The sequence below is a fragment of the Microbacterium hibisci genome, from assembly GCF_015278255.1.
Lineage (GTDB): Bacteria > Actinomycetota > Actinomycetes > Actinomycetales > Microbacteriaceae > Microbacterium > Microbacterium hibisci.
In genome coordinates, this window is record NZ_JADIJC010000001.1 from 501,405 (window position 1) to 524,326 (window position 22,922).

A 22,922-nucleotide genomic window follows, 5' to 3' on the forward strand; every position below is an offset into this window, starting at 1 on the left:
GAGTACTCCCATGAGCCGCAGCCTTGTCCAGCCCACCGGCGCCGCCCACACGCGCATCTACGCCTACGGCGCCGCACGCGGCGAGATCGCCGTGCCCAACGAAGACCTCGTCGGTCCGATCGACTCGAGCGACGAGTGGATCCGCCAGCGCACGGGCATCGTGACGCGCATGCGCGCGGTCGCCGAGACGGACGCGATCGATCTGGCGACGGATGCCGCGCGCGAGGCGATCGAGCGATCCGGCGTCGACGCGTCCCAGGTCGACGCCGTCATCGTCGCGACGATCAGCAACCCGAAGCAGACGCCCTCGGTGTCCGCGATCGTCGCCGACCGCGTCGGGGCGAACCCGGCCGCCGCGTACGACGTCAACGCCGCGTGCGCCGGCTTCGCGTACGGCGTGGCACAGGCCGACGCCCTCATCCGCGCCGGCGCGGCCCACTATGCGGTCGTCATCGGCACCGAGAAGCTCAGCGACATCGTCGACCCGACCGATCGCAGCATCTCCTTCCTCCTCGGCGACGGCGCCGGCGCCGTGGTGATCGGTCCCAGCGACACGGCCGGCATCGGCCCCACCGTGTGGGGCTCGGACGGATCCAAGGCCGACGCTGTCGGCATGAACCACACGCTCACGGACTTCCGCGACGGAGCGGCGCCGTGGCCCACGCTGCGCCAGGAGGGCCCCACCGTCTTCCGGTGGGCCGTCTGGGAGATGGTGAAGGTCGCGCGCCAGGCGCTCGAGGCCGCCGGGGTCGAGGCATCCGATCTCGCCGCGTTCATCCCCCACCAGGCCAACATGCGCATCATCGACGAGTTCGCCAAGCAGCTCGGCCTTCCCGACACCGTCCTGATCGGGCGCGACATCGAGACCACCGGCAACACCTCCGCCGCCTCCATTCCGCTCGCGACGCACCGCCTGCTCGAGGAGCACCCCGAGCTCAGCGGCGGACTGGCGCTGCAGATCGGGTTCGGCGCCGGACTGGTCTTCGGCGCGCAGGTGGTCGTCCTCCCCTGACGCGGAGAACCGCGACCCTAGACTGAGACGCGGCCCGCTCGGGTCCTACCCCCGTACCCCAAGAAAAACAGGAGAATCCCATGGCATTCACCAACGACGAGGTCCTTGCCGGACTCGCGGAGCTCATCACCGACGAGACGGGCATCTCGGCCGACGAGGTCGCCCTCGAGAAGTCGTTCACCGACGACCTCGACATCGACTCGATCTCGATGATGACGATCGTCGTCAACGCCGAGGAGAAGTTCGGCGTCACCATCCCCGACGACGAGGTGAAGAACCTCAAGACCGTCGGCGACGCCGTCACCTTCATCACGTCGAACCAGGCGTAAGCAGTTCCCCGCGGGCCTCGCCCGCCTCCTGGCTCGCCGACGCGAGACCACCCCGGTGGGGGCTGCGGCCCCCACCGGCACACCACGAGGATTCAGACCGACATGAGCAACTCCCGCATCGTCGTCACCGGCATCGGCGCATCGTCGCCGCTGGGCGGCACGGCACCCGAGAGCTGGTCCGCACTCCTGGAGGGCGTCTCCGGCGCCCGCACCCTGGAGTACGACTGGGTCGAGGAGTATCAGCTGCCCGTGACCTTCGCCGCCGAGGCGAAGGTGCGGCCCGACACCGTGCTCGAGCGTCCCGTGGCCAAGCGGCTCGACCCCTCGTCGCAGTTCGCGCTCGTCGCGGCGATGGAGGCCTGGGCCGACGCCGGCAGCCCCGAGATCGACCCCGACCGACTCGGCGTCGACTTCGCCACGGGCATCGGCGGGCTGTGGACGCTCCTCAACGGGTGGGACACCCTGCGGGAGAAGGGCGCGCGGCGCGTCCTGCCGATGACGGTCCCGATGCTCATGCCGAACGCCGCGGCCGGCAACCTCTCCCTCCACTTCAACGCGCGCGCCTACGCGCGCACGGTCGCGAGCGCCTGTGCGTCCAGCACCGAGTCGATCGTGAACGCCATCGAGCACATCCGCGCCGGCTACGCCGACGTGGTGATCGCGGGCGGGACGGAATCCGTCATCCACCCGGTCACCATCGCGGCGTTCTCGTCGATGCAGGCGCTCTCCAAGCGCAACGACGACCCCGCCACCGCATCGCGCCCGTGCAGCGTCGACCGCGACGGCTTCGTCATGGGCGAGGGCGCCGCCGTGCTCATCCTCGAGACCGAGGAGCACGCACGCGCGCGCGGCGCGAAGATCTACGCGGCCGTCGTCGGCGGTGGCGTCACGGCCGACTCGTACCACATCACGGCGAACGACCCCGAGGGTCTCGGCGCGTCGCGCGCGGTGCGCCTGGCCCTCGAGATGGCGGATGCGTCGGTCGACGACGTCACCCACATCAATGCGCACGCCACGTCGACGCCCGTCGGCGACCCCAACGAGTACACGGCGCTGCGCTCCGTCTTCGGTGACCGCATCGACGACATCCCGGTGTCGGCCACCAAGGCATCGACCGGACACCTGCTCGGCGGCACGGGGGCCCTCGAGGCGATTTTCACGGTGCTCGCCCTGCAGAATCGCGTCGCTCCCCCGACGATAAACCTGACGACGCAGGACCCCGAGGTGCCGTTCCGCATCTCCGGCACTCCGATCCCGCTCGGCGACGGTCCGCAGCTGGCGATCAGCAACTCGTTCGGCTTCGGCGGCCACAACGCCGTCGCCGCGTTCGCATCGGTCTGAGGCCGCGGCCGCAGCGAACCGCTCAGGCACGCGAAGACGCCCCCGGGGTCCCTTCGACAAGCTCAGGGACCGAGACCGGGGGCGTCTGTCGTGCCAGGCGGTGGTTCGCGTTCCCGCGACCCGGGATTCACGGCCTCCGAGTCTCGGTAGTGGCGCCTCGCACCGCCTGTGTCTGCGAGGGGCTATCCCACCTTGTGGAGCCAGACGACCGGAGCGTCGTCGCTGGCGTGCCGGAACGGCTCGAGCTCCTCGTCCCACGCGGCGCCGAGCGCCACGTCGAGTTCGCGCTGCAGCTCGAACGCGTCTCCCCCTGCGATCTCCATCGCGTAGCGGATGCGGTCCTCGCCGATGACGACGTTGCCGGCGGTGTCGGTCTGCGCGTAGTGGATGCCGAGCCCGGGCGTGTGAAGCCACCGGCCGCCGTCGCTGCGCGGCGTGGGGTCTTCGGTCACCTCGAACCGGAGATGCTCCCACCCGCGGATGGCGGTGGCCAGCGCCGAGCCGGTGCCCGCGGGGCCTTCCCAGTAGAACTCGGCGCGACGGCTTCCGGCGAGAACCGGCTGATCGGCCCAGTCGAAGCTGACCGCCCGGCCGAGGGCTCGCCCTGCCGCCCACTCGAGGTGGGGGCACAACGCGCGTGGCGCGGAGTGGATGAAGATCACCCCACGCGCTTTTTGTGTCGCCATGATCTCTCCGTTCTTCAGGTGCGTCTTCCCCTACGACCTGTGACGGTGTCACGACGTGCTGTTCGGTTGTGCTGCGGCCATTATCGCCGAGAGGGCGGGGGAATCACAAGACTGTGATTCCCCCGCCCCCTCGGTATGCCTGGAGCAGCGGGGCTCAGGCCTCGCTCATGGCCTGAACCTCGGTCTTGCCCTTCGCGGCGTAGTACGCGGCGCGCGCGGCGTCGCGGCGCGCCTGCTCGGCCTGACCGGCGTCGAGCACCTCCTGCGCGACCTCGAACTGCGGTGCGGTCGGCACGGCGTGGTACTTCTCCATGTAGGCGTCGAGCTCGGGGCCCGACTCCCACGACGTGATGAGGCAGTAGCGGGGCTCGGTGCCGTCGTGGTGCACGGCGTGCCACAGGCGCTGCGTGTCGACGATCAGCTGCGCGCCCGCGGGCAGCGCGACGCGGTACTCGATGCTCGGGTCGGTGCGGTTCTCGCGCAGCACGAAGTAGCTGGTCTTGTCGTCGGTCAGGTTGAAGAAGCCGCGCACGACCCAGCCGGTGCCGTCCGGGTTGAGACGGTTGTTGTCGTCCTGGTGCAGGTTGTAGAGCGCGTCGGCGTAGCTGTTCGGCTGCAGCTCGATGATGCGGCAGCGGCCGACGTTCGCGCCGGGCTCCTGCGCGCGGCGCGTCAGCGTGGGCGCCTTCTCGGTCTGCTCGGGGATCCAGACGCCGTCCTTGTCGGTACGCGGCGGCGTGTGGTTCCAGAAGCCGTTGCACTCGATCTCGCCCTTGGCCGAGGCCAGCGGCGCGAAGCGCGTGTCACCCGACGACTTCCAGTCGACGTACTCGATGGACAGCCACTCCTGCGGGTCGATCTCCTCGTTGTAGGAGTCGAGCACCACGAAGCCGGTCTCATCGAGAGCGGCGGACTTGATGTAACCCATGACGGATTGCCTTTCGGTCAGTGAGCCAGCACGTTTTAACAGGCTCAACTTAGGCAAGCCTACCTCGGCGGTTTCGAGCACCCGAGAGGGCGGGCCGTGAATAACGCGACGGCCTCCGCGCCGGGCCGGCACGGGGAGACGCGCGAATAGACTGGACGCGCCATGGTCACTGCCACGAACGTCGATGCGACCGCTGTCAACACGATCGGGTGGCTGTCGGCCGCGGACTGGACGATCGTCGTCCCGGTCTACCAGCGCCAGTACCGGTGGGACATCGGCGGCTGCGAGCAGCTCCTCGCCGACATCCGCGCCGTCGCCGAGCTCGACGACCGGCACATGCACTTCATCGGCTCGATCCTCTCCTCCGCGAGCGGGGAGGGCGAGGACGCCGAGCTGGTGCTCATCGACGGCCAGCAGCGCACGACGACGCTGATGCTGCTCGTCGCGGCGCTGCATCACACCGTGCGCGAGACCGACCCTGAGCTTGCGGATCGCCTCGAGCGTGTGCTGGTGCACTCGCACGATGCCGCGCGAACGAAGCTCCGGCCGCACCGCGCATGGGCGTCGGTGTTCGAGCGCGTCGTCCTCGACCTGCCGCTGCCGCCCGGAGAGCAACGCGACTCCCGGTTCGACGACAACTACGCGTTCTTCCGCAGTCAGATCAGCCTCGACGAGGCACCGCACATCTGGCGAGGACTGCAGAAGCTGGAGCACGTCGCGATCACCCTCGGGACGGGGGCGAACGCCCAGCAGATCTTCGAGAGCCTCAACTCGACCGGCGAACCGCTGCGCGACCACGAGCTCATCCACAACTACGTGCTGATGGGACTCACGCACGCCGAGCAGCGCGAGATCGAGGCCGAGTACTGGCAGCCCATCGAGCAGAACACCGGCGAGGCGATCGCCGAGTTCTGGCGCCAGTACCTGGTCATGCGGACCGGCCGCGAGGTGACCGTCGTGGGCGGACGCGGCGTCTACGACGCGTTCCGGCAGGAGTTCCCCCGCCTGGAGTTCGCCGACCTCATGCGCTACGCCGACGAATGGCGGTCCTTCTCCAACGTGTACCGCATCCTGCTGCAGCCGGGTGAGGCGCCCGATGACGGGATCGCGCGCCACCTGACGTATCTGGGCACGTTCGGCAACGGCATGTACCCGCTGGTCATGCGCGCGTACCGCGATTTCGAGCTCGATGTCATCGGGCGGGACGAGCTGCTCGACACGCTGGAGATGCTGCAGTCGCTGCTGGTGCGCCGGTCCGTCGTAGGCACGGGTACCGATCGCCTGGTGGCGCGTCTCTGCCGCGCGCGCGAGGAGGGCCCCGAGGCGTTCGTGACGGCCATCTCCCGCATCACCCCCTCCGACGAGCGCGTCGCGGTGGCGCTGAAGTACTCCGACCTTCCCCACGCCCGGTATGTTCTCGGGCGCATCGCCGGTGTCGACGGTGCCGGCGCGCTCGACGTCGAGCACATCTTCCCGCTCTCACCGGGCGACGGCTGGACGGGCGACGGGCGCCGGGAGTGGGCGTCGTACAGCGACGACGAGCAGAACAGCCACCGCGCGCTCGCCCACACGATCGGCAACCTCGCGGTGCTGGAGGAAGATCTGGCGCTCCGCGCGTTCGACCGGTCGTTCCCCGACAAGCAGCGGCTCTACGCCCGCAGCGCCGTACCGACGACGGCCGAACTGGCGGAGCTGCCCGCCTGGGGCACCGCGGCGATCGCCGAGCGATCCAAGCGGCTCACCGAGCGGTTCGTCGAGGTGTGGCAGCGCCCGGGCGGTCCGGCGATCGACGACGACGGGCTGACGCCCATCCTCGACGCGGTGCGCCGCCGGGGCTGGCCGCCGGGCTGGCACCGCGAGTGGGCATACGTCGAGTACTGCGGCGAGCACTGGGAGGTGCCCGACGTCAAGTACCTCTTCAACCGCGTGTTCAAGCGGCTGTGGGCGGATGACCGCGCGGCGGTCGTGGCCTACAGCGCCCGCCGCGGCGGCCCTGTGTACACGGCGCAGTCGTGGAACGGCCAGTGGGACCGCCTCGACGACGACCACTCGCTGTACATGGGCTGGGACTCCAGCTACATGCTGAGCGCGGTGCAGGGCGTGCTCGAAGAGGCGGGCCTCGCCCCGGAGGTCTTCGTGAAGTACTCCTACATCGGCAACGCGATGTGAGAAGCGGTGACGGATGCCTCGGGCCGAGGCATCCGTCACCGCTTCACCGGTGAGGATCCGGCATCACTCGAAGGCGACCGCCGCGTTCTCGTTGTTGAGCACGATCACGGGCGTGATCGAGGGGTGACCGGCGGCCTGGATCTTCGCCAGGTCGAAGCGCAGCAGCGGAGTGCCGGCCGTGACCTTCTGCCCCTTCTCGACGAGGGTCTGGAACCCGTCGCCCTTCATGCCCACGGTGTCGATGCCGACGTGGATCAGCAGTTCCGTGCCGTCCGCGAGGACGAGGGCGACCGCATGGCCCGTGTCGAAGGTGGCGCCGATGGTGCCGTCTGCCGGCGCCACGACGGTGTCGCCGGTGGGTTCGATCGCGAGGCCCGGGCCCATAATGCCTTGAGCGAAGGTCGGGTCGGGCACCGCGGCCAGGGGCACCACGGTGCCGGCGAGCGGCTGACGCAGCGTGACGATGGTGGTGGCCGGCGCGTCGGTGAGCACGCCGGTGCCGCCCGCAGCCGGAGCCACGGCGGGCTCGGGCGCGGCGCCGGTCGGCGCCTCGACCTGACCCGAGATGATCTGCTCCATCGCGTCCTTCACGAACTGGACATTGGTGCCGTAGATGACCTGCACCGACTTGCCGCCCGGCTTCATCGTGCCCGCCGCACCGGCGCGCTTCAGCGCGGTGTCGTCGACCTTGCTCACGTCGTCGATCTCCATCCGCAGGCGCGTGGCGCAGTTCTCGAGCTCGAGGATGTTGTCTCTGCCGCCGAGCGCGTCGATGAAGCGGCTGCCCGTGACGAGGTACTTGTCGTCGGCCACGTGGGTGTCGTACTCGGTGCCCTCGCCGAGGATGTCGTCGTCCTCGCGGCCGGGCGTCTTCAGGTTGAAGCGCTTGATGAAGAAGTAGAACACCACGAAGTAGATGAAGAACCAGAACACGCCCATGACCGGGATGAGCCAGGGGTTCTGCGCCATGGGATTCGCCCAGCCCAGCACGAGGTCGATGAAGCCGCCGGAGAAGCCGAAGCCCATCCGCACCGGGAGGATCTGGCTGATCGCCATCGAGATGCCCGTGAACACCGCGTGCACGAGGTAGAGCACCGGCGCGAGGAACATGAACGAGAACTCGAGCGGCTCGGTCACGCCGACGAAGAACGACGCGATCGCACCCGAGAAGAGGATGCCGTACGCCAGCTTCTTGCGCGTGGTCCTGGCCGTGAGGTACATCGCGAGTGCCGCACCGGGCAGGCCGAACATCATGATCGGGAAGAAGCCGGTCATGTACTGGCCGGTCACGCCGTACGTGCCCTCGCCGGCGAGGAAGTTGTTCAGGTCGTTGATGCCGGCGACGTCGAACCAGAACACGGAGTTCAGGGCGTGGTGCAGGCCGACCGGGATCAGCAGACGGTTCAGGAAGCCGTAGATGCCCGTGCCGAAGGCGCCCAGGGTGACGATCCACTCGCCGAACCCGACCAGGCCGCCGTACACCCACGGCCACACGAAGAACAGCACGATCGCGACCACGAGCGAGACGCCCGCGGTGACGATGGCGACCGATCGCTTGCCGCTGAAGAACGAGAGCGCATCGGGCAGCTTCGTGTCCTTGAAGCGGTTGTAGCACCACGCGCCGATGAGGCCGCAGATGATGCCGACGAACACGTTCTGCACCTTCAGGAAGGCCGCGTCGACCTCGTTGACGTCATCGACGCCCGTGAAGAGCGCCACTGTCTCGGGCTTCAGCAGCGTTGTGATGACGAGCCACGAGACGAGTCCGGCCAGCGCCGAGGTGCCGTCGGACTTGTTCGCCATGCCGAGCGCGATTCCGACGGCGAACAGGAGTGCCATGTTGTCGAGGAGCGAGCCGCCCGCGGCCGCCAGGAATGTGGACGCGAGGTTGTCGCCCGCCGCCATCTTGATCCAGTAGCCGATGCCCGACAGGATCGCGGCGACCGGCAGCACAGCCACCGGGAGCATGATCGATCGGCCGAGCCTCTGAAAGAACTTCATCGTCGCCTCCGCGAGGAACCAGGGACACTATTCGTCGATGACGCTACCGCCAAACAGGGCGCGTCCGCAGGTGTTTCCCCTCCGAAAGTTAGGGGTGTGAACGAAACATGCCCACGGCGCCGGGCGGGTAGGCTCTTCTCCGCGGCTTCGGCGCGCAGGGGGCGGTGGCCAAGCTGGTCAAGGCAGCGGGCTCATAACCCGACGATCGTGGGTTCAAGTCCCACCCGCCCTACCGCTGGAGGACTGCCGCGTCCCGGACGGGCGCGGCGGTCCTCCGGAGTCCCGGCGCAGCGCGTCAGCGCTTGTCGGGCTCGTCCGCCGGGTCCTTGACCGGCGGCTCGGGCCAGACCTTCGCGACGGCCTCGGTGACCTTGATGGACGCGGTGTGCGGGTGCGCGGCATCCGTCTTCCCGCTGCTCCCCCGCTGGATAGGCAGCTCCTGGCTCTCGCTGACCACCTGAGGGTGATGGCGCGCGAGCTGGAACACGCCCCAGACCGCGATGGCCCCCACCACGCCGAAGGCGATGTAGACCCACAGCGGCGCACCCGCCGCCTCCTGCAGCACGGTCAGGCCGATGATGATCGCCACGATCGGATCGATGACGGTGAGGCCGGCGACGACGAGATCCGGCGGACCCGAGGCGTAGGCGCTCTGCACGAAGTACGCGCCCACGATCGCCCCGCCGATGAGGGCGGCGAGGCACAGGAAGGTCAGCCAGTTGAGGTTGCCTTCCTTGAAGCGCTCGATGACCACCTTCGCGAGGGTGGCCACGAAGCCGTAGATGACTCCCGCGGCGACGATGTAGAAGAGGGCTCCCATTCGGGTGCGGAACCAGATCCACAGCCCCGCGAACACGAGCGTGACCACCGCCAGCAGCACCAGGATCGTGATGAGCTGCCAGTTCGCGACGGGCTTCTCGGTGGCGAAGAGCGCTGCGATCGTGACGAAGATGAAGATGCCGCCGACACAGGCGCCGATCGCGGTGAGCGAGCGCCTCGTCGGCTTGTGCCCGCTGATCTGGGCATTCAGCAGCGTCGTGATGACGAGCGCGATCGCGCCCAGCGGCTGCACCACGATGAGGGGCGCGAAGGCGAGCGCCGAGAGCTGGCACACGATGGCGAGGCCCAGCATCACCGTGCCGATCACCCACGAGGGGCGCGCGAGCAGCTTGAGCAGGTGACTGACGCCCAGGCCCTCCGCCGAGTGCCCCCCGCTCATGCGCTCGACCTTGGTGACCCCGCGGTGCTGGTACTGCGCGCCGAACGACATGAACACCGCGCCGAGGAGCGCGAGCGGGATGCCGATCAGAATGTTCGGGTTCTGGAACACGCCGACGAGCTGATCGCCGATGTCCTCGAGCTCCGCCGCAGTCCACACCACACATCGACACTAGCCGCAGGCCTCCCTCGATAGGCTGAAGGCGTGGCTGTTCTCCCGATTCGCATCATGGGCGATCCCGTCCTCCACTCCCCCGCCTCGCCCGTCGAAGCGATCACGGATGAGATCCGCACGCTCGTCGAGGACATGTTCGAGACGATGGATGCCGCGCCCGGCGTAGGTCTCGCGGCGCCCCAGGTCGGCGTTCCGCTGCGCATCTACACGTACACCTACGCCGACGACGAGGGCGCGCCGTGGCGCGGCGTGATCATCAACCCCGAGCTGTGGATGAGGCCGCTCGAACCCGGCGCGCCCGATCCCGACGAGGAGTCGGAGGGCTGCCTGTCGTTCCCCGGCGAGCGGTTCCCGCTGCGCCGGTCGGACGAGGTGCTCGTTACCGGCACAGACCTCGAGGGGCAGCCCGTGCGCATCCAGGTCGACGGGTGGCGGGCGCGGATCATGCAGCACGAGTTCGACCACCTCGACGGCATCCTCTACGTCGATCGGCTCGACGACGGCGACTGGAAGACGGTGCAGAAGCTCGCCCGCAAGCGCGGCTGGGGTCGCCCGGGCAGCTCCTGGACGCCCGGCATCGACGACCTCGACGCCTGACGGCGGCGTCGCAGCACCGCCGCGCTTTCGCTGCGGCTCAGTCCGCGGCGCGGCGGTTCTGGCGCTCCACCCAGCGGCGCAGTTCGGCGTCTGCGCCGGGCGGGGCCTGAGCGATGACATTCATCCCCTGACGGACGAAGGTGACGCCGACGCGCATCGGCCCCCACACCCGTGCGGTCGACAGCTCACCCGTGTCGACATCGCGCACCTGGATCTGCGTGGTGTCGGTGGTCTTGCGGCGGCGCCCGTCGCCCGCGACGTGCTGGACCACGAGGACCGGCAACTCGTGCGCGGCCGCGGTGGCGATCACGGTGTCGAGGTCGTGGGCGGCCCACTGGCGACGGATGCTGCGGGCGGTCGCCAGCGCGACCGCGACCACGATCACCGTCGCGGCGCCGGTCGGCACCAGCCAGAGCGAAGCGAGGGCGCAGACGAGAGACCACGCGACGAGGCCGCGCACGGCGAGCAGGATGGCGGCGATCGACGGCGTGAGGGCCAGGAAGAGCCACGGGGACGGCGCTGACACGGGGAACATCAGCGGCTCGCCACCGAAGAGGACGACGAGCGCGACCCACACCGTCGCGGCCACGAACAGGCCCAGCGCGATCAGCAGCGGCACGGAGCGGTAGATGGGGTCCGGAGCGGGGACGCCGCCCTCCACCGCCAGGCGCGGCGCAGGCTTCGCTCGACCCGCCATGTGCACTCCTCGTACTGTTCCCCGGAGACGAAGAAAGCCCCGGGGGTGGAGCCCCGAGGCCTTCGCTCCCCCACTTGGACTCGAACCAAGAACCTATCGGTTAACAGCCGATTGCTCTGCCAATTGAGCTATGGAGGAATGTTCCGCACTCGCGTGCGGGCAACCAGTCCATACTAGCAAAGCCCGGACGGTGCTCATGACCACGGCCCGATCTCTCAGGGGCTGACCAGCCGCCGGTCGGCCTCGCTGGGGGTCCACAGCAGATCGCGCGTGCCGTGCCCGAAGGCGACCGCGTGACCGGCGCGGAGCACGAGCACGTCCGCGTCGAGCTCGTTGACGACCTCCGCCTCGTTGGTCACGACGACGGCGGCCATGTTGAGCTCGGCTCGCCGGCGCAGCATCGCCTCGCGCGCGGCTTTACGCACCTCGACGTCCATGTTGGCGAAAGGCTCGTCCGCGATGAGCACCTTCGGCTGGAGCACGAGGGCGCGGGCGAGCGCGACGCGCTGACGCATGCCGGCGCTCAGCTCGTACGGGTACTTCGGCGCCGCGCCGAGCGGCAGCATCAGCTCGTCGAGCAGCGAGGCCACGCGCACGGCCAGCCCGCGCTGGCTGACGCGGCGGTCGCGGCTCGTGATCGGCTCGCCGATGACCTCCGCCACCGTCAGGCGAGCCGGAAGACGGGCGCCCGCCGATTGCGGCAGATACCCCGCGTAGTACGTGAGGTAGCGGTGAGCGCGGCCCGGGCGCCGGACCGGGATCCCCTCGACGAGCGCCTGACCGCCCACGACCGCCAGCCCGGGCTCGTCAGCGCCCGCGAGCACGGCCGCGAGCGATGACTTCCCCGAGCCGGTCGGCCCCATCACGCCGAGGATTCCGCCGTGCGGCAGCTGGAAGGACACGCCGTCGACCACGCGCTGCGAAGGTCCGCCGCGGCCCGCGCGAGCGATCGAAAGGTCGGAACAGTCGATCGCGACATCCGCGTCTCGTCGGCGAGCCATTCCTTCATCCTGCCCTGCGGCCGGAGGCGGCGCCACTCGGGATGGAAGGATCAGGAGCCCTCGTCCACCAGTGCCTGCCGCCGGGCGTCCAGCTCGCGAAGTCGCAGACGGATGCCGCGCCCCTCGTCCGAATCGGCCGGCACGCGCTGGATCGCTCCGAGGAGTTCCGCCTTCTCGCGATCGAGCCCGCGCAGCACGAGCCGGCGGGCCAGGTCGCCCGCGGAGGCGACAGCCGCCTCGTCGCTCAGCGCGGGGAAGTCTCCGGCGAGCAGCTCGGCCGCCAGCGACCGGTACGGCTCGCGGACGGTGGCCACGGCATCCACCGACCATCCCGGCCGCTGCATGTCGGGAGCCTCGCGCACGGCGCTGCGCACGGCGTCGAGGGGCTGATTCCGGAACGGCAGCTCGAGAGCGCGACCGACCAGGGACGCGTCCATGCGGTGGCCGAACTGCAGCACGCCCATGAGCGCGTCGCGCTCGAGGCCCGCATCGGGAGTCCGCGGGAGCGTGGCGAGCGTGACCTTGAGCGCACCGTCGTCGACGGTCGGGGGCTGGGACGCCTCGGCGCCGGCGGCCGGCGCATCGCGCCGGCCGTTGCCGCCGGCCCCGCCCCGGGCGGCGCGCTCGACCTCGCGGCGCACGTCCTCGGTGTCCATGCCCAGGCGGCGGGCGAGCACCCGCACGTACTCGGGCTGCAGCAACGGGTCGCGGAGCTCTGCGACAACCGGTGCCGCGGTGCGCAGGGCGCCGACGCGGCCCTCGACGCTCCGCAGGTCGTACCCGGCGATGCGCTGATCGAGCACGAACTCGACCATCGGCACCTTCGTCTCCAGCAGCGCGCGCACCGCGCCGTCACCCCGGGCCAGGCGCAGGTCGCAGGGATCGAGCCCCTGCGGGCCGGTGGCGACGTAGGTCTGGGCGTTGAAGCGCTTGGCATCGGCGAACGCGCGGAGCGCGGCCTTCTGCCCGGCGGCGTCGGGATCGAACGTGAAGACGACCTCGCCCGCGGTCGAGTCGTCGCCCATGACGCGGCGCAGCACGGTAATGTGGTCCGAGCCGAACGCCGTGCCGCAGGTCGCGATCGCCGTGGTGATCCCGGCGAGATGGCACGCCATCACGTCGGTGTACCCCTCGACGACGACCACCCGATGCTCGCGCGAGATGTCGCGCTTCGCGAGGTCCAGGCCGTACAGGACCTGGGCCTTCTTGTAGATGGTCGTCTCAGGGGTGTTGAGGTACTTGGGCCCGTTGTCGTCGTCGAAGAGCCTGCGCGCGCCGAAGCCGATGACCTGTCCGGTGACATCGCGGATCGGCCAGACCACACGGCCGCGGAACCGGTCGTAGACCCCGCGCTGCCCTTGAGACACCAGGCCGGCCGAAGAGAGCTCCTCGTCGGTGAAGCCCTGCGCGCGCAGCGCGGCGTGCATGCCGGACCAGCCCTTGGGCGCGTAGCCGACACCGAAGTGGGCGGCCGCTCCCGCGTCGAACCCGCGCTGGCCCAGGAAGCGGCGTGCGATGTCGGCATCGGGCGTCATCAGCTGCGCGCGGAAGAACTCGGCCGCCGCGGCGTTGGCGGCGTAGAGGCGGGCGCGGCCGGTGTGCTCGGGTGCGGCGCCGCCGTCCTCGTAGTGCAGGGCATACCCGATCCGCCCGGCGAGGCGCTCGACGGCCTCGGTGAACGTGACATGGTCCATCGCCCGCAGGAACGAGTAGACGTCGCCCGACTCGCCGCAGCCGAAGCAGTGGTAGAACCCCGCCTGCGGCCGCACGTTGAAGCTGGGGCTGCGCTCGTCGTGGAACGGGCACAGGCCCTTCAACGACCCGACGCCCGCCGACTTCAAGGCGACGCGCTCGCCGATGATGTCGGCGATGTTCGTGCGCGCCTTCACCTCGTCGACGTCGGCCTGACGGATCCGTCCCGCCATCAGCGGATCCCGAACGAGTCGCTCGCGCGGCCGGTCGCCGTGTCCATGGGTCGCGCACCCGGCGCCCAGACGCCGACGGATGCCGGATCCACCGGGCCGACGAGCGACCCGTGCCACGCGATCGCGAGCTGGTCGGTGAGGCTCGCGACCTGGTCGACGACGACGCGTCGGCGTGCGGCATCCGTCTCCGCCGCGGCGAAGTCCTGCGCGTGCAGCTGATCGAGCGCCCCGGGCTGCTCCCACAGCGCGGTCGCGACGCGCTTGAGCACCCGCCGCTGCTCCTTGTAGAGGTCTTTGCGCCCCTCGATCGACACGACGGCGGCGCCGATGATGCCCTTCAGCACGGCCATCTCGGCCTCGACCACGCGCGGCACCACGAGGTGGCCGCGGTAGCGCGTCAGCACCGAGGCGGCGTAGGACTCGCGGGTGGCGGTCGTCGCGGCACGCGCGAAGCGGCCGATGAGGTCGGACGTGAGGTTCTTGAGCCGCGCGAGGGCCGGACGCGTGCCGTCGAAGGAGTCGATCCAGTCCGGCATGCGGGTGAGCCGGAAGAGTGCGTCCTCGAGCTCATCGCGCGCGAAGTCGAAGCCGACCCACGACTGGATCGCCGTCAGCAGCCACTCGTGCTCCCGCGGATCCGCCAGGCGCGCCGGATCGAGGTAGCCATTCACGACGGCGTCCTCGAAGTCGTGCACCGAGTAGGCGATGTCGTCGGAGAGGTCCATCACTTCGGCCTCGATGCACCGCACGCGGCCGGGAGCGTCGGCGCGCAGCCAGCGGAAGACCTCCTCGTCCTCGGGGTACACGCCGAACTTCAGGCGCCCACCGGGGTCGGGCAGCGGGTGATCGGCTGACCACGGGTATTTGCACGCCGCATCGAGGCTCGCGCGCGTGAGGTTGAGTCCGAAGCTGCGGCCGTCCGCGTCGATCACCTTCGGCTCGAGCCGCGTGAGGATGCGGAGCGTCTGGGCGTTGCCCTCGAACCCTCCGAAGCCCTCGGCCCACTCGTTCAGCGCGCGCTCGCCGTTGTGCCCGAAGGGCGGGTGGCCGAGGTCGTGGCTGAGGCAGGCGGCGTCGACCACGTCCGCGGCGAGGCTGAGCGCCGTCGCGAGCTCGCGACCGACCTGCGCGACCTCGAGAGAATGCGTGAGCCGGTTCCGGGCGAAATCCGCAGGGCTCGCGGGGCTGAGCACCTGCGTCTTCGCGGCGAGGCGGCGCAGGGCCGCCGAGTGCAGCACACGGGCGCGATCGCGCGCGAAGTCGTCGCGCTGCGATCGGTGGCGCTCGGCGAGGAAGCGCGCGGCGTCGGCGTCGTCGTAGCCGCCCGGCCGATCGGACGCCGCGTCCGTGACCTCAGCCGCCACTGTGGTCGAGTTCCGCTTCGGCGATGGCGGTGGATGCCTCGGCGCTGAGCTCGCGCGACTCCAGCCAGCGGTCGGGCAGGGCCGGCCGCTTGGGTGTGCCCGCGCGTCCGCGCTGGCCTTCGGCGGCCGCGCCCGGGTACGGCGCGTCGAGGTCCATGGTCGTCAGGAGGGCGTCGATCTCGCCCAGCGTCGAGGCGGTCGCCAGGCTGGCGCGGAGCTCGCCGCCGACCGGGTAGCCCTTGAAGTACCACGCGACGTGCTTGCGGACGTCGCGGCAGCCGCGGCCCTCGTCCTCGAAGAACTCGACGAGCAGCTCCGCGTGGCGCCGGAACGCCTGCGCCACGAATCCGAGCGTCGCATCGACGGGCGCGGCCGGCGCGGCCCCGGGGGCGCCCAGCGCACGTGCGAGGTCGCCGAACAGCCACGGGCGACCGAGGCATCCTCGTCCCACCACGACGCCGTCGCAGCCGGTCTCCGCCATCATCCGGACCGCATCGTCGGCCGACCAGATGTCGCCGTTGCCGAGGACGGGCACGCTGGTGACCGCTTCCTTGAGCTTCGCGATCGCCGACCAGTCGGCCTCCCCCGAGTAGAACTCCGAGGCGGTGCGCGCGTGCAGCGCGACCGCCGCGACGCCCGCGTCCTCCGCGATGCGTCCCGCGTCGAGGTAGGTCAGATGGTCGGCGTCGATGCCTTTGCGCATCTTGACGGTGAGCGGAACGTCGCCGGCAGCGCGCGCCGCGCGCGTCACGATGTCGCGGAAGAGGCCGGTCTTCCACGGGAGCGCGGCTCCCCCGCCCTTGCGGGTGACTTTCGGGACGGGGCATCCGAAATTCAGATCGATGTGGTCGGCGCGGTCCTCCTCGACGAGCAGGCGCACCGCGGCCTCCGTCGTCGCCGGGTCGACGCCGTACAGCTGGATCGAGCGCGGCTTCTCGGACTCGTGGTGCGTGATCAGGCGCATCGTCGTCGCATTGCGCTCGACCAGCGCCCGCGTCGTGATCATCTCGCTGACGTAGAGGCCCGCGCCATACTCGCGGCACAGTCGCCGGAAAGCCGTGTTGGTGATGCCCGCCATCGGCGCGAGCACCACGGGGGCGTCGAGTTCGATGGGCCCGATGCGCAGAGTGCGCGCGGGAGCGAGGGCAGTCGTCACGGTTCCATTCTCTTACAGGAATCCGTCCCTTGGCTGAACGGCCTCAGGGCTGTGGGAAGGCGCCGCGTGCGCGGCCGACCCGGTCGGTGCCGACGGGTCGTCGACCACGGCGTTCGCGACTCCGGAGACGATGAAGGCCCGCCGCGATCCGCGGCGGGCCTGTGCGGGTGACGTGTCAGGCGTCCACGTCGGCGGGCTCGCGGTGCTCAGCCCACACCTGGCGGACGATCTGCGCGAACGCGTCGGCGGGCTGCGCGCCCGACACGCCGTACTTGCCGTCGATCACGAAGAACGGCACGCCGTTGATGCCGTACGCCGCGGCCTGCGCCTGGTCGGCGCGCACGGCGTCGAGATAGCGGCCGCTCTGCAGCGCCTCGCGCGCGGCGTCGGCGTCGAGTCCGGCATCCGTCGCCAGGTCCACCAGCTCGTCCTCGCGGCCGAGGTGGCGGCCCTCGGTGAAGTACGCCGACATGAGACGCTCGGCGAGCTCGAGCTGGCGCCCCCGCTCCTTGGCGAAGTGCAGGAGCTCGTGGGCCTTGACGGTGTTGGTGTGCTTCAGCAGGTCGAAGCGGTACTCCAGTCCCGCGTCGGCAGCGACGCCGGTGACGCGCTCGAGCATCTGCTGCACCTGTGCCCGCGGCATGCCCTTGTGCTGGGCGAGGAAGTCGAGCTCGTCGCCCTCGAAGTCCACCGGAGTGTCGGGCGACAGCTCGAACGAGTGGTACGTCACCTCCACGGCGGGGGCGTCGTCGTCGGCGGATGCCGCCGCCAGCCCGTTCTCGAGGTTGCGCTTGCCGATGTAGCACCAGGGGCAGGCGATGTCGCTCCACACGTCGATCTTGATGGCGTCCGTCATGCTGGGGACAACCGAGGACGTCGGCGCTTCTATTCCACCGAATGCGTCGAGCGACGGCAGTCACGGCGCCGTCGGCGGATAGGCGTCGGGCACGAACCGGAACCGCACGCGCACATCGTCGTACGGCACGACGATGGTCGAGGCATCCGCTGACCAGGCATCGGGGACGAGATACAGTCGCCCGTCGCCCTGCGCGAGCAGGCGGAGACCGAAGTACCGGTAACCGAACATCGCCGGTGCGGCGACGGCTTGCGGGACGGTCTCGTCGGCGGATGCCGCCTCTCCGAGTCGCCGGAACGTGATGGCGTCGTTGCCGGGATAGAGGCGCTCCTGAGTGTCCAGCACCACGGCCGGCAGCGTCTCGAGGTCGGCGGCGAGCTCGCGCGCTTGACCGAGGCCCCACCACTTCGCGATCGTCGCCGTCGCCCAGAAGGTGCCTGCCACCATCACGAGGACGAGCAGCACCACCACCGCACGGCCCACGGTCGCGCCGACGAGCACGCGAACGGTCGAGGCGGCGTAGGCGCAGAGGCCTGCGCCGATCGCCAGGAACAACGGCGTGAGCAGCTCGCCGACGGTCCAGCCGTCGACGAGCGGCACGATGAAGGCTGCAGCCAGGCCTGCAAGGAGGAACACGATTCCGGTCCACGCGATCGCAGCGATCACTCGACGGCGCGTCGCCTGAGGCTTGGCGATGATCCGGCGTCTCAGGGCGCGGTGGCCGATGATGACGGCGGCTGCGAGCAGCATGAGCGCCATCACCGGGATGAAGAGGGCGCCAGGGCTCCGCATGACGAACTCCTGCGTGCTCAGCCCGATGATGTCCACGTCGACACCGAAGTAGCGGAAGAACTCGCGCGTGGACACGTAGCCGAAGTAGAAGAGCAGTGTCGTGACGAGCGTGAGCGGTGCCACGAACGACGAGAGGAACGCCATCCACTTCTCGAAGCCGAGACCGGGCTCGGTCGTCGCCTCGACCGGTCCTGAGGCCGTTTCGTCTCCGGCTTCGGTGGTGGAGGACGGGTGGGATCCCGCGGTGCGGGTGCGGCGACCCATCAGCCCTGGTCCTGATCGTCCTGGTCTTGCTGGTCGTCCTGGTTTTGCTGGTCGTCCTGGTTTTGCTGGTCGCCCTGGTCCTGCTGGTCATTCTCGTCCTGGTTCGCCTCCGCGGGGGCCGTCACCGTGATCGGCGAGCCTCGCTGCACGTCGCGCGCGCCGACGGCATCGCAGTCTTCGACCGTCGGGCACTCGAGTCTCCCGGCGAACGAGATGCCCGTGCCGTTCTCGAAGTCCGTCTGCGGCAGAACGGTGAGGCTGCAGAAGACCGTCTGGTCGCCCGCCTCGAGCGTCAGCCCCAGGCAGGCGGGGTTCTGCGCCGATCCGCATGCGCCTTCCTGCACCAGCAGACCCGGACCATCGATGAGCGCGGACTGGAAGGTGAACCGCACGCCGTCAGGCACCGGACCACCCCAGAACACCGCGATCGTCTCGCACCACACTCCGTCGGCGACGAACTCGGCGTCACCCTGGTCGCCGCCGTCGGGACCGCCATAGTCGACGGCGGGTCCGACGCGCACCCGGCTCTGGGTCGGATCCGCCTCGCCGTCCGCATCCGCCAGCCCGTCATCTTCCCCGTCGTCCGTGTCCGACGGCTGGCTGGTCGACGGGGCCGGGGACGGGGTCGCGGACGCCGTGCCGCCGGCATCCGTCTCCTCCATCGGCGCCGCGCAGCCCGCGAGCACGAGCAACGCGCCGACAGCCAGGAGCGCGACAGCGCCGACCCCTGATCGCGACAGCGCCATGACACGCCTCCTGACCGGCCGCCGACGCGGCTCACATCATGCAGGAGGGGTGTGACGGCGCGCTGGATACGCCGTGTCAGGATGCCGAGGCGTCGGGGGCATCGACGGCGCCGCCGAACCGCCGGTTCCTGCCGAGGAACACGTCGATGCCGTGCCACAGATCTTTCCGCGTGAAATCCGGCCACAGCGTGTCGAGGAAGACGAACTCGGCGTACGCGGACTCCCACAGCAGGAAGTTCGACGTGCGCTGCTCTCCGCTCGAGCGGAGGAAAAGGTCGACGTCCGGCATGTCAGGCCGGTACAGACGGCGCTGGATGAGCTTCTCCGACACCGCCGACGGCTTCAGCCGCCCCGCCGCGACGTCGTCGGCGATCGAGCGCATGGCGTCGACGAGCTCGACACGGCCGCCGTAGTTCACGCACATCGTCAGCGTCAAGACGTCGTTGCCGGTCGTCAGCTGCTCGGCGTACTGGAGCTCCTTGATGACGCTGCCCCACAGACGCGGCTTGCGACCCGCCCACTGGATGCGGACGCCCCACTCGTTGAGCTGGTCGCGGCGCCGGTGCAGCACGTCGCGGTTGTAGCCCATGAGGAAGCGGACCTCGTCGGGCGAACGCGACCAGTTCTCCGTCGAGAACGCGTACACCGACAGGTGCTTCACGCCCGCCTGGATCGCACCGGCGACGACGTCCAGCAGCGCGGCCTCGCCTGCCTTGTGCCCCTCGATGCGCGTGAGGCCGCGGCGATTGGCCCAGCGTCCGTTGCCGTCCATGACGATGGCGATGTGGTTCGGCACACTCCCGCGCGGGTACTCGGGCGGGTAGACGCCGGTCCAGTCGAGCGGACGGTACGGCACCGCCTCGCGGTGCGTATAGGGCTTCGGAGTCACCTGGGGCCTTCCGGTGCTGAGACGTGCGAGAGCGCGCGGATGCCGCGCTCGAGGTGCCACTGCGCGTAGGCCGCGATGAGCCCCGAAGCCGCCGCCGTCGAGCCGGGGGACGCGGCATCCACCACGTCCCACTCCCCTGCCATGAGCGACTGCAGCAGCGCCACCGTGGCCGGGTCGACGCGGGCCGCACCCGTGGGTGCGCAGTCGCGACAGATCATGCCGCCCTGCTGCGCGACGAAGGTGTCATGTGGTCCGCTGCGACCGCAGCGCGCGCACTCCGCGAGCCCGGGAGCCCACCCCGAGAGGGCCATCGCCCGCAGGAGGTAGGAGTCCAGGACACTGCGCGACGCGTGCTCGCCGCGCGAGAGCGCGCGCAGACCGCCCACGAGGAGCAGATACTGCTGCGGCGTCGCCTCGGCCTCGTTCAGGCGGTCGGCCGCCTCGACCATGGCGTGCGCCGACGTGTAGCGGTCGTAATGCGCGACGATCTCCGCCCCGTACGAGCCGAGAGACTCGGCCTGCTGCACGATGTCGAGCGAGCGGCCCTGGTACAGCTGCACATCGGCGACCATGAACGGCTCGAGCCGGGCGCCGAACCGCGACGACGTCCGCCGCACCCCCTTGGCGACCGCGCGCACCTTGCCGTGGCGGCGGCTCAGCATCGTCACGATCCTGTCGGCCTCCCCCAGCTTGTGGGTGCGCAGGACCACGACTTCGTCGCGGTAAGTGGGCACCCGTCAATTATCCCTTGGCGCCCGCCGACCGGGCGGCACCGACGAGCCGCGGCGCCACCGACGAGCCGCGGCGGCGGCGGGTGCGGCGCAGCGCTCATGTCAGGGCGCCAGAGCTTCATTATGTATACTATTCACTATGTCCGGCACGCAGATCCTAGACACCCTCCTCGCCATCTCGCAGGTGCTTGAGGCCGACCAGGAGCGTGAGCTGGAACGGCGCGGGCTCACCGGACCGCGCACGCATCTGCTGTGGGTGCTCTACCACGGCGGTCCCGTCACGCAGGCGGTCCTCGCGGAGGCCATCGGTGTCACCCCCCGCAATGTGACGTCGCTCGTCGACGCGCTCGAGGCGACCGGATTCGCCCGACGGGATCCGCATCCGACCGACCGCCGGGCAGTGCTCGTGCACCTCACCGAGCGTGGGCTGTCGATCATGGAGACGATGGATGCCGAGCACGAGACGCTCGGCGCCGACCTCGTCGCGGGGCTCGACGAAGATACCGTCCGACACACCGCCGCCGCGCTCCAGCACGTGCTGGAGCGGCTGCAGACGCTCGTCGACGAACACGCGGCGCGCCAGGACGAGCGGGAGGCGCAGGAGTGAGCAGCCGCACGGTGGCCTCCCCCGCCCCGCCCGGGCGGCTCTCCCCCCTCGGTCAGGTGCGCCGCATCGCGCGGATCGCCTGGCGCGCCGAGGTCGGCATCTGGCAGAGCCTGTACCGCTGGATCTTCCGCCGGCCGCGCGTGCCCGCCGGTGCCAGCGGCTTCGCGTATCACGCGCCCGTCTTCACCATCCTGATGATCTTCATCGTGCTGTCTGCGGTGGAGATCCCGATCATCGACCTCATCGCGCACCCGTGGCCGTGGGTGCGCATCCCTCTGCTGGTGCTCGGCATCTGGGGCCTCACCTGGATGATCGGCCTTGCGCTCAGCTACGTGACCCGTCCTCACGCCGTCGGGCCCGCCGGAATCCGTGCCCGGCTGGGCGCCGACATCGACGTCGACCTGCCGTGGGACGTGGTCGCGTCGGTGGAGCGGTCTCGCGACGTGGCCGAGAAGGCGCCGAAGATCCGGGAGGAGGCGCACGGCACGACGCTGTCGCTGCGCATGGCGAACGAGACGAACCTGCTCGTCGCACTCGAGAAGCCGGTGGCCGTCAAGCTCTCCGGCGCGACGGTCGAGATCGACGCGGTGCGGCTGTGGGCGGACGACGTCGACGGGTTCCTCGACGCGGTGCGCACGCACATCCCGTGAATGCGCGCACTGGCTTCGGCGGCGACGACAATGGAGGGGTGAACGAGCCGGTCTTCGTGATCCCCTTGTGGGCCGACCTCGTCGCCGTGGGCCTCGGCGGCATCCAGGGCGCGCTCTTCGCGTCCGGATTCCGCGGCGAGCGACGCCTCGATCTGCTCGGGGTCGCGCTCATCGGCATCTTGGTCGGCATGGGCGGCGGACTCATCCGCGACCTGCTCCTGAATGTCGCGCCGACCACCCTGCAGAGCAACTGGTACCTGCTGACGGCGGCCGGGGCCGCCCTTTTCGGGATGCTCCTGGCGGGGCTGTTCCAGCGGCTCAACGCGGTGATCGTCGGCCTCGACGCGCTCGTGATCGGCCTGTTCGGCGCCTTCGGCACGAGCAAGGCGCTGGTGCTGGGCCTGCCGCTCGTCCCGGCGGTGTTCGTGGGCGTGTGCGCCGCCGTGGGCGGCGGCATCCTGCGCGACGTCATCATGGGGCTGCCGGTCGCGGTCATGCACGTCGGCTCGCTCTACGCGGTCGCCGCAGGAGCCGGATGCCTCGTCCTCGCGACCGCCCAGCAGCTCGGGCTCGACGTGGTCATCGCGGCCGTCATCGGCATCGTCGTGACCGCGGTCATCCGGCTGCTCGCCGTGATCTTCGACATCTCGCTGCCCGAGCAGCGTGCCCTGTATCGCCGCAAGGTGGCGGTGGAGACCTCGACGATCCCGATCGTCAAGCCCTGAGGCGGCACCCGGCGGCGGCGCGCTGCGGGGATTCCCGACGAACACCGACGGGTGCGCACGGGG

The 22,922-nt window shown here is 70.2% G+C and carries 22 protein-coding genes and 2 tRNA genes; 9 read left to right on the forward strand and 15 right to left on the reverse strand.

What is annotated here, in order from left to right; all coding sequences use genetic code 11:
• Positions 1-10: 10 nt before the first annotated feature.
• The 3 genes from IM770_RS02390 (at position 11) to IM770_RS02400 (ending at position 2,682) form a co-directional block, all read left to right on the forward strand.
• Complete coding sequence (locus IM770_RS02390) at positions 11-1,012, forward strand: beta-ketoacyl-ACP synthase III (protein ID WP_203579515.1); 1,002 nt, start codon at positions 11-13, stop codon at positions 1,010-1,012.
• A gap of 80 nt (positions 1,013-1,092) precedes the next feature.
• Positions 1,093-1,341: an acyl carrier protein gene (locus IM770_RS02395; RefSeq protein ID WP_013586517.1), complete on the forward strand. Its 249-nt coding sequence runs from the start codon at positions 1,093-1,095 to the stop codon at positions 1,339-1,341.
• A gap of 102 nt (positions 1,342-1,443) precedes the next feature.
• Positions 1,444-2,682, forward strand: coding sequence for a beta-ketoacyl-[acyl-carrier-protein] synthase family protein (locus tag IM770_RS02400; protein ID WP_203579516.1), 1,239 nt, complete (start codon positions 1,444-1,446; stop codon positions 2,680-2,682).
• A 182-nt stretch (positions 2,683-2,864) separates the two neighbouring features.
• Here IM770_RS02400 and IM770_RS02405 read toward each other — a convergent pair whose 3' ends face one another.
• Both IM770_RS02405 and IM770_RS02410 read right to left on the reverse strand, forming a co-directional pair.
• Positions 2,865-3,368, reverse strand: a complete 504-nt coding sequence (locus IM770_RS02405) for a DUF3145 domain-containing protein (protein ID WP_203579517.1) — start codon at positions 3,366-3,368, stop codon at positions 2,865-2,867.
• 154 nt (positions 3,369-3,522) lie between these two features.
• Complete coding sequence (locus IM770_RS02410) at positions 3,523-4,296, reverse strand: hypothetical protein (RefSeq protein ID WP_203579518.1); 774 nt, start codon at positions 4,294-4,296, stop codon at positions 3,523-3,525.
• A 162-nt stretch (positions 4,297-4,458) separates the two neighbouring features.
• On the opposite strand from IM770_RS02410, the gene IM770_RS02415 reads away from it, so the two are divergent.
• The gene (locus IM770_RS02415; protein ID WP_203579519.1) at positions 4,459-6,465 is read left to right on the forward strand and encodes a DUF262 domain-containing protein; all 2,007 of its coding nucleotides are present in this window, start codon (positions 4,459-4,461) and stop codon (positions 6,463-6,465) included.
• 63 nt (positions 6,466-6,528) lie between these two features.
• On the opposite strand, the gene nagE is transcribed toward IM770_RS02415, so the two are convergent.
• Complete coding sequence (nagE, locus tag IM770_RS02420; protein WP_203579520.1) at positions 6,529-8,466, reverse strand: N-acetylglucosamine-specific PTS transporter subunit IIBC; 1,938 nt, start codon at positions 8,464-8,466, stop codon at positions 6,529-6,531.
• Positions 8,467-8,624: 158 nt separating this feature from the next.
• Between nagE and IM770_RS02425 the strand changes: the two genes are divergently transcribed.
• Positions 8,625-8,698, forward strand: a tRNA-Ile gene (locus tag IM770_RS02425).
• Between the two features lie 63 nt (positions 8,699-8,761).
• Here the strand turns inward: IM770_RS02425 and IM770_RS02430 are convergent.
• Complete coding sequence (locus tag IM770_RS02430) at positions 8,762-9,847, reverse strand: DMT family transporter (protein ID WP_203579521.1); 1,086 nt, start codon at positions 9,845-9,847, stop codon at positions 8,762-8,764.
• A gap of 42 nt (positions 9,848-9,889) precedes the next feature.
• Between IM770_RS02430 and def the strand changes: the two genes are divergently transcribed.
• Positions 9,890-10,456 (forward strand): peptide deformylase, encoded by a 567-nt coding sequence (gene def / locus IM770_RS02435; protein ID WP_203579522.1) that lies wholly within the window; start codon positions 9,890-9,892, stop codon positions 10,454-10,456.
• A 37-nt stretch (positions 10,457-10,493) separates the two neighbouring features.
• Here def and IM770_RS02440 read toward each other — a convergent pair whose 3' ends face one another.
• The 11 genes from IM770_RS02440 to recO form a co-directional block, all read right to left on the reverse strand.
• Positions 10,494-11,153, reverse strand: a complete 660-nt coding sequence (locus tag IM770_RS02440) for a hypothetical protein (protein WP_203579523.1) — start codon at positions 11,151-11,153, stop codon at positions 10,494-10,496.
• Positions 11,154-11,218: 65 nt separating this feature from the next.
• Positions 11,219-11,291: transfer RNA gene (locus IM770_RS02445), tRNA-Asn, on the reverse strand.
• A gap of 77 nt (positions 11,292-11,368) precedes the next feature.
• Positions 11,369-12,154: an ATP-binding cassette domain-containing protein gene (locus IM770_RS02450; RefSeq protein WP_203579524.1), complete on the reverse strand. Its 786-nt coding sequence runs from the start codon at positions 12,152-12,154 to the stop codon at positions 11,369-11,371.
• Positions 12,155-12,204: 50 nt separating this feature from the next.
• A complete protein-coding gene (dnaG, locus tag IM770_RS02455; RefSeq protein ID WP_203579525.1) occupies positions 12,205-14,079 on the reverse strand; it encodes a DNA primase in 1,875 nt (624 codons plus the stop codon).
• A complete protein-coding gene (locus tag IM770_RS02460; protein WP_203579526.1) occupies positions 14,079-15,443 on the reverse strand; it encodes a deoxyguanosinetriphosphate triphosphohydrolase in 1,365 nt (454 codons plus the stop codon). Before IM770_RS02460 ends, dnaG begins: the two co-directional genes overlap by 1 nt.
• Positions 15,433-16,599 carry a tRNA dihydrouridine synthase DusB gene (dusB, locus tag IM770_RS02465; protein ID WP_203579527.1) on the reverse strand — a complete coding sequence of 389 codons (1,167 nt, stop codon included), beginning with the start codon at positions 16,597-16,599 and terminating at the stop codon, positions 15,433-15,435. The genes IM770_RS02460 and dusB overlap by 11 nt, the downstream gene beginning before the upstream one ends.
• Before the next feature lie 175 nt (positions 16,600-16,774).
• The gene (locus tag IM770_RS02470; protein ID WP_203579528.1) at positions 16,775-17,455 is read right to left on the reverse strand and encodes a DsbA family oxidoreductase; all 681 of its coding nucleotides are present in this window, start codon (positions 17,453-17,455) and stop codon (positions 16,775-16,777) included.
• 60 nt (positions 17,456-17,515) lie between these two features.
• A complete protein-coding gene (locus tag IM770_RS02475; protein ID WP_203579529.1) occupies positions 17,516-18,511 on the reverse strand; it encodes a hypothetical protein in 996 nt (331 codons plus the stop codon).
• Entirely contained in the window at positions 18,511-19,257 is a 747-nt protein-coding gene (locus tag IM770_RS02480; RefSeq protein WP_203579530.1) for a hypothetical protein, read from the reverse strand. Before IM770_RS02480 ends, IM770_RS02475 begins: the two co-directional genes overlap by 1 nt.
• Before the next feature lie 76 nt (positions 19,258-19,333).
• A complete protein-coding gene (locus IM770_RS02485) occupies positions 19,334-20,146 on the reverse strand; it encodes an isoprenyl transferase (RefSeq protein ID WP_203579531.1) in 813 nt (270 codons plus the stop codon).
• A complete protein-coding gene (recO, locus tag IM770_RS02490) occupies positions 20,143-20,880 on the reverse strand; it encodes a DNA repair protein RecO (RefSeq protein ID WP_203579532.1) in 738 nt (245 codons plus the stop codon). The genes IM770_RS02485 and recO overlap by 4 nt, the downstream gene beginning before the upstream one ends.
• 136 nt (positions 20,881-21,016) lie before the next feature.
• On the opposite strand from recO, the gene IM770_RS02495 reads away from it, so the two are divergent.
• From IM770_RS02495 to IM770_RS02505, 3 genes are read left to right on the forward strand one after another with little or no spacing between them, the layout of a single operon-like run.
• On the forward strand, positions 21,017-21,484 hold the full coding sequence (locus tag IM770_RS02495; RefSeq protein ID WP_203579533.1) for a MarR family winged helix-turn-helix transcriptional regulator: 468 nt from the start codon (positions 21,017-21,019) through the stop codon (positions 21,482-21,484).
• Entirely contained in the window at positions 21,481-22,134 is a 654-nt protein-coding gene (locus tag IM770_RS02500) for a hypothetical protein (RefSeq protein WP_239065609.1), read from the forward strand. The genes IM770_RS02495 and IM770_RS02500 overlap by 4 nt, the downstream gene beginning before the upstream one ends.
• Before the next feature lie 38 nt (positions 22,135-22,172).
• A complete protein-coding gene (locus tag IM770_RS02505) occupies positions 22,173-22,859 on the forward strand; it encodes a trimeric intracellular cation channel family protein (RefSeq protein ID WP_203579534.1) in 687 nt (228 codons plus the stop codon).
• The last annotated feature ends 63 nt before the right edge of the window (positions 22,860-22,922 follow it).

What these genes read in the sequence shown, in the direction of transcription:
- IM770_RS02470 (WP_203579528.1), bottom strand. Translation starts at nt 17,455, where the DNA reads ATGACGGACGCCATCAAGATCGACGTGTGGAGCGACATCGCCTGCCCC.
- IM770_RS02440 (WP_203579523.1), bottom strand. Translation starts at nt 11,153, where the DNA reads ATGGCGGGTCGAGCGAAGCCTGCGCCGCGCCTGGCGGTGGAGGGCGGC.
- IM770_RS02415 (WP_203579519.1), top strand. Translation starts at nt 4,459, where the DNA reads ATGGTCACTGCCACGAACGTCGATGCGACCGCTGTCAACACGATCGGG.
- IM770_RS02475 (WP_203579529.1), bottom strand. Translation starts at nt 18,511, where the DNA reads ATGGGTCGCCGCACCCGCACCGCGGGATCCCACCCGTCCTCCACCACC.
- IM770_RS02495 (WP_203579533.1), top strand. Translation starts at nt 21,017, where the DNA reads ATGTCCGGCACGCAGATCCTAGACACCCTCCTCGCCATCTCGCAGGTG.
- IM770_RS02450 (WP_203579524.1), bottom strand. Translation starts at nt 12,154, where the DNA reads ATGGCTCGCCGACGAGACGCGGATGTCGCGATCGACTGTTCCGACCTT.
- IM770_RS02400 (WP_203579516.1), top strand. Translation starts at nt 1,444, where the DNA reads ATGAGCAACTCCCGCATCGTCGTCACCGGCATCGGCGCATCGTCGCCG.
- IM770_RS02390 (WP_203579515.1), top strand. Translation starts at nt 11, where the DNA reads ATGAGCCGCAGCCTTGTCCAGCCCACCGGCGCCGCCCACACGCGCATC.
- IM770_RS02395 (WP_013586517.1), top strand. Translation starts at nt 1,093, where the DNA reads ATGGCATTCACCAACGACGAGGTCCTTGCCGGACTCGCGGAGCTCATC.
- nagE (WP_203579520.1), bottom strand. Translation starts at nt 8,466, where the DNA reads ATGAAGTTCTTTCAGAGGCTCGGCCGATCGATCATGCTCCCGGTGGCT.
- IM770_RS02410 (WP_203579518.1), bottom strand. Translation starts at nt 4,296, where the DNA reads ATGGGTTACATCAAGTCCGCCGCTCTCGATGAGACCGGCTTCGTGGTG.
- dnaG (WP_203579525.1), bottom strand. Translation starts at nt 14,079, where the DNA reads ATGGCGGGACGGATCCGTCAGGCCGACGTCGACGAGGTGAAGGCGCGC.
- IM770_RS02405 (WP_203579517.1), bottom strand. Translation starts at nt 3,368, where the DNA reads ATGGCGACACAAAAAGCGCGTGGGGTGATCTTCATCCACTCCGCGCCA.
- IM770_RS02480 (WP_203579530.1), bottom strand. Translation starts at nt 19,257, where the DNA reads ATGGCGCTGTCGCGATCAGGGGTCGGCGCTGTCGCGCTCCTGGCTGTC.